This window comes from Spirillospora sp. NPDC052242 (genome assembly GCF_040679555.1).
Lineage (GTDB): Bacteria > Actinomycetota > Actinomycetes > Streptosporangiales > Streptosporangiaceae > Spirillospora.
This window is the reverse complement of the sequence record NZ_JBFAUZ010000065.1, coordinates 38,377-46,781: the sequence shown is the minus strand read 5'-3', so window position 1 is coordinate 46,781 and position 8,405 is coordinate 38,377. Positions and strand designations below refer to the sequence as shown.

The 8,405-nt window shown below is 75.8% G+C and carries 7 protein-coding genes; 1 reads left to right on the top strand and 6 read right to left on the bottom strand.

What is annotated here, in order from left to right:
* Nucleotides 1-115: 115 nt before the first annotated feature.
* From AB0L25_RS36795 to AB0L25_RS36775, 5 genes are all read right to left on the bottom strand, one after another.
* The gene (locus tag AB0L25_RS36795; RefSeq protein ID WP_500177717.1) at nt 116-1,654 is read right to left on the bottom strand and encodes a serine/threonine-protein kinase; all 1,539 of its coding nucleotides are present in this window, start codon (nt 1,652-1,654) and stop codon (nt 116-118) included.
* A 115-nt stretch (nt 1,655-1,769) separates the two neighbouring features.
* Nucleotides 1,770-3,404 (bottom strand): serine/threonine-protein kinase, encoded by a 1,635-nt coding sequence (locus AB0L25_RS36790; RefSeq protein WP_500177715.1) that lies wholly within the window; start codon nt 3,402-3,404, stop codon nt 1,770-1,772.
* Nucleotides 3,405-3,442: 38 nt separating this feature from the next.
* Nucleotides 3,443-4,420 (bottom strand): ribosome small subunit-dependent GTPase A, encoded by a 978-nt coding sequence (rsgA, locus tag AB0L25_RS36785; RefSeq protein ID WP_500177714.1) that lies wholly within the window; start codon nt 4,418-4,420, stop codon nt 3,443-3,445.
* Between the two features lie 57 nt (nt 4,421-4,477).
* Nucleotides 4,478-5,761 carry a 3-phosphoshikimate 1-carboxyvinyltransferase gene (gene aroA, locus AB0L25_RS36780; protein ID WP_500177712.1) on the bottom strand — a complete coding sequence of 428 codons (1,284 nt, stop codon included), beginning with the start codon at nt 5,759-5,761 and terminating at the stop codon, nt 4,478-4,480.
* 36 nt (nt 5,762-5,797) lie between these two features.
* Nucleotides 5,798-6,784, bottom strand: a complete 987-nt coding sequence (locus tag AB0L25_RS36775; protein WP_500177711.1) for a DoxX family protein — start codon at nt 6,782-6,784, stop codon at nt 5,798-5,800.
* A gap of 51 nt (nt 6,785-6,835) precedes the next feature.
* Between AB0L25_RS36775 and AB0L25_RS36770 the strand changes: the two genes are divergently transcribed.
* Nucleotides 6,836-7,597 carry an SOS response-associated peptidase gene (locus AB0L25_RS36770; protein ID WP_500177710.1) on the top strand — a complete coding sequence of 254 codons (762 nt, stop codon included), beginning with the start codon at nt 6,836-6,838 and terminating at the stop codon, nt 7,595-7,597.
* 6 nt (nt 7,598-7,603) lie between these two features.
* Here the strand turns inward: AB0L25_RS36770 and AB0L25_RS36765 are convergent, their stop codons facing one another.
* Complete coding sequence (locus tag AB0L25_RS36765) at nt 7,604-8,398, bottom strand: class I SAM-dependent methyltransferase (protein WP_500177708.1); 795 nt, start codon at nt 8,396-8,398, stop codon at nt 7,604-7,606.
* Between the last annotated feature and the right edge of the window lie 7 nt (nt 8,399-8,405).

Below are 8,405 nucleotides of genomic sequence, written 5' to 3'. Positions count from 1 at the left end.
CTCAACGCCGCCATCTGGCACAACTGGCTCATCGGCGCCCCGGTCAAACGATCACTGATCGCCTACGACCACTGACTAGGGCACCCAACAACCCCCATCAACGATCTAGCGGGCGTCACCCGGAGCGGAGCGTCCGCAGGAACGTCTCGTAGTGGGGGAGCGACTCCTCCCACTGCCCCAAGTCGGCGGTCAGGATCGCGCTGTAGATCCCGCCGTCGAAGCGGAACAGCCGCATCAGCATGCGCGACTCGACGCCGGCCGCGGTGAACGTGAACTGGAGCTCCGCGGCGTCGTCGCCCATGTAGCCGAGCTCGGTGAACCGCTCCTGCCGGTACCCCGGGTAGGTCGCCGGGTCGTCGGCGAACGATTCGGCGGCGTCCTTGAGCGTGTCGGCGACGTCGGTGGGCGCCACGGGGTCCTCGTCGCCGATCCTCGTGAGCGCGATGCTCTGGATCTCCACGGGGTCGGTGAAGGACACCTCCTCGCCGTCGCGCTCGGTCTCCCACCCGGACGGCACGCTCACCGCGAAGCCGTCCCCGCGGTGCTCCCGGTATCCGGCCAGGTTCGACGGGGCCGCCGTGCCCGGGGTCGCGGACGTCGCTCCGGCGATCGGCGCCGCGGGTCCCTCGTCGTCCTCCAGGCCGAGCAGTACCGCGACCGCGACGGCCGCGACGACGAGCACCACCGCCAGGACCGCGACCGGGACGATGACCGTCCACCGCGAGCCCGTGCGCGGCGGCGGCCCGCCCGCGTGCGGGCCGGGGGCGGTCGGCGCCCATTCGGGCGCGCCCGCCGGGACCGGACCCGGCGGCGGGAGGCCGGGCGGGAACGGCGGCGGGGTCGTCGGCGGCGTCATCGGCGGGGCCCACGGCGCGGCGCCGGGCGCCGCGACCTGCCGGAGCAGGCGCTCGGCCTCGTCGTGGCCGATGCGCCGTTCCGGGGCCCGGCGCAGCAGGCCGTGCAGGACGTGCGCGAGCGGGCCCGCGAGCCGCGTCACCGCCGGCTCCGGGTACGCCGCGGCCGCCGCGTGCGGGTACGGCGGGTGCCCCTCGACCGCCGCGAACAGGGTGGCGCCGAACGCCCACAGGTCGGACGCCGCGGTGGCCGGCTGCCCGGCCGCCTGCTCGGGCGCCGGGCAGCCGAACGCGCCGGGCGGCGCCGCGCGCTCGTCCGCCGTCTCCGGGGCGGCGCCGAGGCCGGTGAGGACGGGCCGCCCGGCCTCGATCAGGACGGTGCCCGGTTCGACGTCGCGGTGCACGAGGCCCGCGGCATGCGCGGCGCGCAGGGCGCCGAGCAGGTCGAGGCCGAGCGCCGCGACCCGCTCGGGCGGCAGCGGCCCGTCCCGCTCGATGATCGCCGCGAGCGACGGCGCCCCGACGAGCCGGGTCGCGACCCACGGGCGGCCGGCCTCCTCGACGACGTCGTGCACGGTGGCGAGGCCGGGGTGGTCGAGCCGCGCCGCCGCCCCCGCCTCCCGGACGACGCGGGCGTGCGCCCGTCCGATCCGGTCGGGGCCGAGGCGGTCGGGGAGGGCGACCTCCTGCACCGCGACCTCGCGGTCGAGGAGGAGGTCGCGTGCGCGCCAGACGGGGCCGGTCCCGTTCCGGCCGAGCGGCTCCACCAGCTCGTACCGTCCGGCGACGACGTGGGTCATGTCAATGACGGTATGCGGAATTCCCCGCCGCGGGCTGGCCGGTCATGGCCTGCGCGGGACGCCGCCCGGACCGGAACCGGCCGCCGGATATGTGGCGAATTGCCTTGTTGTTTCGTCAGGAGGATCCGCGGAGCGTCCGCAGGAAAGTCTCGTAGTACGGGACCACCGACTGCCAGGAATCCGCGCGGCTGACCAGGACGGCCTGGTAGACGGCGCCGTTGAAGCGGAACACACGCGCGCGGCAGCGGCCCGCGACGCCGTCCTGCGTGAACGTGAACTCCAGTTCCGCCGCATCGCCGCCCTGGTAGCTGAGGCTGCGCTTGAAATTCACCTGGCTGTAGTCCTGGTAGGACGGATCGTCCTTGAACCGCCCGGCCGCGTCGGCCATGGAACCGCCCAGGTCGGCCGCGCTCTCCGCGATCCGCTGGATCGCGATGCCGCGCCTGCTGCCCTCCGCCGGGTCGGCGAACGTGACGTCGTCGCCGGACGCCTCCGCCTTCCACCCCTTCGGCACCGCGACCGTGAACCCCGGCCCCTGGTACGGCACGTACCCGGCGGGCACGCCGCCGCTCGTCGACCCGGTACCGCCGGATCCGTTTCCCGGCGTGCTCGCGCCCGGCGAACCCGACTGCCCCGGCCGCTCGTCGTTCCGGTCGCCCTGCGTCAGGAAGACGGCGGCCGAGAGCACCCCGGCGGCCAGCAGGACCGCGAACACCCCGATCGGCAGGAGCAGCGCCCACCGCACGCCGTGCCGTTCCCCGCCCGTCCGTCCGCCGCCGGGAGGGACGGTGCCGGGAGGGACGGTGCCGGGAGGGACGGTGCCGGGCTGCGGCGGCGGGTACGTCGGCGCCTCGCCCGGGGAACCCGCCCCGGGGGCGGCGGTCAGGTGCGGCGGGGGAGGCGGGACGGGCGCGGGAGAGTCCGGCGGCGCGAACGGCGCCGGAGTCCCGGACGCGGCCTGCCGGAGCAGGCGTTCCGCCTCCTCCGGGCCGATCCGCTGCTCCGGATCCTTGCGCAGCAGGCCGTGCAGGACGGGCGCGAGCGGCCCGGCCCGCCGCGGCGGATCGGGCTCGTCCGCCAGCAGCGCGCCCATCACGCCCCACACGTCCGGACGCTGGTACGGGGACCGGCCCTCGACGGCCGCGTAGAGCGTCGCGCCCAGCGACCACAGGTCCGAGGCCGGGGACGCCTTCTGCCGGCGGGCCTGCTCGGGCGCGAGGTACGCCGGGGACCCGATGATCGCGCCGGTCTGCGTGATCGTCTCGTCGCCCGCCACGGTCGCGATGCCGAAATCGGTCAGCACCGCCCGGTTCGGCGGCAGCAGCACGTTGCCCGGCTTCACGTCGCGGTGCACGACGCCCGCCGCGTGCGCCGTCCGCAGCGCGTCGAGGAGGTCGAGGCCGATCGCGGCGACCCGCTCGGGCGGCAGCGGACCCTCGCCCTTGACGATCGCGTCGAGCGACCTCGCCCGGACGAGCTGCATGACGATCCAGGGGCGCCCGTCCTCCTCCACGACGTCGTACACCGTGACGATCCCGGGATGGTCGAGCCGCGCCGCCGACCGGGCCTCCCGGAACGTCCGCGTGTACACCCGGCCGATCTGCTCGTCGTCCAGGCCCGCGGGCGGCGTGACCTCCTTGATCGCGACCTCGCGGTCCAGCACGCGGTCGCGGGCCCGCCACACCGCGCCCATCCCGCCGCGGCCGAGCAGCTCCACCGGCTCGTACCGGTCGGCGATCACTTGGCGCATGGGGAGGACGATACCGACGTCCCGCCCCAAGCGGACGGCTATTCCGCTTCGCCCTCGCGGCTGGCGAGCAGCCGGCGCAGCGACTCGAGGCGGGCCCGGCCCGCGTGCCCCTCGGCGACCCAGGCGTCCAGCCCGCAGTCGTCCTGGAAGTGGTCGCACTGCGGCGGGCAGCGCTCCGCCGCGCCCTCCGCGAGGTCCTCGAACGCGTTGATCACGTTCGCCGGGTCGACGTGCGCGAGCCCGAAGCTCCGCACGCCCGGGGTGTCGATGATCCACCCGTCCCCGCCGGGCAGCTCCAGCGCGATCGCCGACGACGACGTGTGCCGGCCCCGCCCGGTGACCGCGTTGACGTTCCCGACCGCCCGCTCGGCGTCCGGGACCAGCGCGTTCACCAGCGTCGACTTCCCGACCCCCGAGTGCCCGACCAGCACGCTCGTCCGTCCGGACAGGTGCCCGCGCAGCTCGCTCAGGTCACCGTCGTCCGCCCCGGCCAGCCGCGTCGCCACGCACGGGAAGCCCAGCGGGGCGTACTCGGCGATCAGTTCGGACGGGTCGGCGAGGTCGGCCTTGGTCAGGCACAGCAGCGGATCCATGCCCGCGTCGTAGGCCGCGACGAGCTGCCGGTCGATCATCCGGGGCCGCGGCTCCGGGTCCGCCAGCGCCGTCACGATGACCAGCCGGTCGGCGTTGGCGACGACGATCCGCTCGAACGGGTCGGTGTCGTCGGCCGTCCGGCGCAGCGACGACGTCCGCGGCTCCACCCGGACGATCCGGGCCAGCGTGTCGGTGTCGCCCGACACGTCACCGACCAGCGCCACCCGGTCGCCCACCACCACGCCCTTGCGTCCGAGCTCGCGGGCGCGCATCGCGGTGACGGCCCGCTCGTCGCCGGTGCCGAGATCGGCCAGGCAGCGGTAGCGGCCCCGGTCCACCGCGATCACCAGCGCCGGGGTGGCGTCCTCGTGCGCCGGACGGCGCCGGGTGCGCGGCCGCGACCCCCGCCGCCCGGGCCGCACCCGGACGTCGTCCTCGTCGTATTCGCGTCGTCGTGCCAGCGTCCCGCCCCCTCGTCCTCAGGCGGACGCCCGCAGCGACGCCCACAGCCCGGTGAAGTCCGGCATCGTCTTGCCGACCGTGCCCGGATTCTCCACCTCGACGCCGGGGACGGCCAGCCCCAGCACCGCCGCGGCCATCACCATCCGGTGGTCGTCGTAGGTGCGGAACACGCCGCCGCGCAGCGGCCGCGGCCGGATCTCCAGCCCGTCCGGCAGCTCCCGGGCGTCGCCGCCCAGCCGGTTCAGCTCGGCGACCAGCGCCGCCAGCCGGTCGGTCTCGTGCCCCCGCAGGTGCGCGATGCCGGTCAGCCGCGACGGCGACCCGGCCAGCGCCGCGAGCGCCGCCAGGACGGGCGTCAGCTCGCCGACCTCGTGCAGATCGGCCTCCAGCCCCGCGTACTCCCCGGCGCCCGGGCCCCGCACCGTCAGCCCGTCCGGGCCGAGCGACACCTCGGCGCCCATCTCCGCGAGCAGCCCGCGCAGCGCGTCGCCCGGCTGCGTCGTCGCGTCCGGCCAGTCCGGGACGGTGACGCGCCCGCCCGCGACGAGCGCCGCGCCGAGGAACTGCGCCGCGTTCGACAGGTCCGGCTCGATGACCCACTCGCCGCCGCGCAGCGGCCCCGGCGCGACCCGCCACAGGTTCTCGCCGGTCTCCACCGTCGCGCCCGCCGCGCGCAGCATCTGCACGGTCATCGCCAGGTGCGGCGCCGACGGCACCGGCGGCCCCTCGTGCCGCACCTCCACGCCCTTGCCGAACCGGGGCGCCGCCAGCAGCAGCCCCGACACCAGCTGCGACGACCCGGACGCGTCGATCGTCACCGCGCCGCCCGCCACCGCGCCCGTCCCGCGGACCGTGAACGGCAGCGCACCGCGCCCGCCGTCGTCGATCTCCGCGCCGAGCGCCCGCAGCGCCGCGATGATCGGCCCCATCGGCCGCTCCCGGGCGCGGGGGTCGCCGTCGATCGCCACCTCGCCGCGCGCGAGCGCCGCCACCGGCGGCAGGAACCGCATCACCGTGCCCGCGAGGCCCACGTCCACCCGCGCCGGGCCCGCCAGCTCACCCGGGAGGGTCTGCCAGTCGCCCCCGTCCTCGCCGATGCCGACCCCCAGCGCGCGCAGCGCGTCCGCCATCAGCTCGGTGTCGCGGCTGTGGAGGGGGCGGTGGACGCACACCGGCTCGTCGGCCAGCGCGGCCAGGATCAGCGCCCGGTTGGTCATCGACTTCGACCCGGGCAGCGCCACCGTGGCGTCCACGGGCCCGTCGGCGACCGGCGCGAGCCAATGCGGAGAGGAGGAGGCCATACCCCCAAGGCTATCGGTGGCCGGACGCGCGCGGCATCAGCGTTTGACGGCGTGGAGGACCTTGCCCGCCTGGACGGCCGTGCCCGTCCGGACCGACTGGCCCGCCTTCATCGCCCGCTGCGCCTGCGCGCTCGTCCCGGCCTTGACCGTCCGGCCCGCCTGCTTGCCCTGCTGCATGCGCGCCTGGAGGGTGCCGGTGCCGTTCCTGCCCGCGCCCTTGGCGACGGCCTTGAACGGGCCCATGCCGATGGTCCGGGCGCTCTTGCCGCCCTTGCGGGCGCCCTTCCCCATGCCCTTGCCCATGCCCTTCGTCAGGCCCTTGGCGCCCTTGCCGGCGCCCTTCGTCGCGCTCTTCGCGCTCTGCACGATGCCCGCGCCCTTGCCGGCGCTCTTCCCGGCGCGGAAGCCGATGCCGGTCTTGGCCGCCTTGCCGGCCTTCGCCGCCTTCGCCGTCTGCTTCACGGCCTTCTTCCCGCTCTCCGCGCGGGCGATCGCGACCTGGCGGGCCGCCTCGCGGCGCGCGTCCCGCAGCGTCGTCGCGGCCTCGCGGCGCAGCGCCCGCGCCTCCGCGCCGCGCTTGATCTGCGTCTCCCGGGCGGCGCGCCGCACCTCCGCCAGCCGGGGAGCCCGGCGGGGCTCGGCCGCCACCATCAGCAGCGCGCCGAACAGCCCGGCGTTCTTCAGCAGGTGCGCGCGCTCGTTCGCCCGGTCGTCCGGGTCGTCCTCGGTCCAGTAGCGGTGCTCGGTCGCCAGCGCGGGGACGACCTGCGCGGCGAGCAGCAGCGCGGTCAGCCGGCGGAACCGGCCGGTCAGCAGGAGGGCGCCGGTGCCGACGCTGAGCGCGCCGTGCATCCGCACGAGGGTCTCGGGGTCCTTCGGCAGCCATTCGAGCCGGTCCGTCACCGGCCTGGCCACCGGCGCGACCCGCTCGGCGCGCTCCCGCGGGTCCCGCATGGCGTCCAGTCCGGTCATGATGAATGGGGCCGCCACGAACGGGCGGGCCAGAGTCGTGAACGGTCGCATGAAGCGCTACATGCCCAACACGCCGCGCCTCAAGCGCGGCAGGATGGAGCCATGTGCGGTCGATATGCCACCTCCCGGGCCCGCCAGGAACTGCTCGACGAGTTCCGCGTGCAGGTCGACGCCCTCGAAGGCGAGCTCGAACCCGACTACAACGTCGCCCCGACCAAGCAGGTCCCCGTGATCCTCGACCGGGCCCCGAAGGACGCGCCCGAAGAGGTCGCGCCCGTCCGGCAGCTGCGGACCGTCCGCTGGGGCCTCGTCCCGTCCTGGGCCAAGGACCCCGCCATCGGCAACCGGATGATCAACGCGCGGGCCGAGACGGTGCACGAGAAGCCGTCCTACCGCCGCGCGTTCGCCAAGCGCCGCTGCCTGCTGCCCGCCGACGGCTACTTCGAGTGGTACGTCCTGGAGAGCGAGGAGACGGAGAAGAAGAAGCGGCCGCAGAAGCAGCCGTTCTTCATCCGCCCCAAGGACGGCGCGGTCATGGCCATGGCCGGGCTGTACGAGCTGTGGAAGACGCCCGAGGACGAGTGGCTCTGGACGTGCACGGTCATCACCACCGACGCGCCCGACGACCTCGGCCGCATCCACGACCGCATGCCGATGGTCGTCGAGCCGGACCGCTGGGACGCCTGGCTCGACCCGTCCCTCACCGACCCCGACCGCGTCCGCGGGCTGCTCGTCCCCGCCATGGCCGGGACGATGGACGCCTACCCGGTGTCGAAGGCGGTCAACAGCGTGAAGAACAACGGGCCCGAGCTCGTCGTGCCGGCGTCCGACGACCCCGCCGGCCCGCCGGACGCCCTGTTCTGACCCCGGTCAGGGCCGGACGGCGCTCGCCAGCAGGTGGATCCCGGACTCGTCGCCCGACGGCGCGTTGAGCTCGGTCCGCACCAGCCGGTCCAGCGCGCGCGGCGAGCGGCCGAGGACGTGCTCGACCGTCGAGGGGGACAGCACCGTCCGCGGCCTGACCCACTCGACCTCCAGGCCCGCGCCGCCGAGCAGCTCGCGGAGCTGCTCGGCGCCGAAGCACCGCGTGATCGTCCCGTCCGGCCACGGCACCAGGACGACCTCCGCGCTCGGCACGTCCGACAGGTGCGCCCAGTAGTTGCGCTCGGCGAGCAGCGCCATGCCGAGCGTGAGCGAGTCGACGCACAGCAGGACGCGGCCGCCCGGGCGCAGCACGCGGGCGATCTCGCCGACCGTCGCCTCGGTCGCCAGATGCCGCGACAGGACGCGGTTCTCCGCGACGACGGCGTCCACGGACGCGTCGTCGAGGAAGTCGAGCGTCCCCGAGTCGCCCAGCACCGGGACGGTCGCGGCCCCGCGCCCGTCGCCGGACGCGGCGGACCCGCCGTCCGGCGCGGCCCGGTCCAGCAGCGGGTCGCGCACTTCCAGCACCGAGTGCCCCGCGCCGGCCGCGAGCCCGGCGCACCGCCCGTCCCCGCCGGACAGGTCCAGGACCCGGGACGGGGCCCGGGGCAGCCATCGCGTCAGCTGAGCATCGGCCACCGCCCAGTAGAAGGTCCAGTAGCGCTCCAGAGAGTCCCCCGCTCCGTCGCCGGAGGGATCGCGCAGGCTGGCGATGGTGGGCTCGGGAGGTCGTGCCGGCACCGGTAGC

Excerpts from the sequence above, each read along its gene's own strand:
- aroA (WP_500177712.1), bottom strand. The coding sequence starts at position 5,761 with ATGGCCTCCTCCTCTCCGCATTGGCTCGCGCCGGTCGCCGACGGGCCC.
- AB0L25_RS36795 (WP_500177717.1), bottom strand. The coding sequence starts at position 1,654 with ATGACCCACGTCGTCGCCGGACGGTACGAGCTGGTGGAGCCGCTCGGC.
- AB0L25_RS36775 (WP_500177711.1), bottom strand. The coding sequence starts at position 6,784 with ATGCGACCGTTCACGACTCTGGCCCGCCCGTTCGTGGCGGCCCCATTC.
- AB0L25_RS36790 (WP_500177715.1), bottom strand. The coding sequence starts at position 3,404 with ATGCGCCAAGTGATCGCCGACCGGTACGAGCCGGTGGAGCTGCTCGGC.
- AB0L25_RS36770 (WP_500177710.1), top strand. The coding sequence starts at position 6,836 with ATGTGCGGTCGATATGCCACCTCCCGGGCCCGCCAGGAACTGCTCGAC.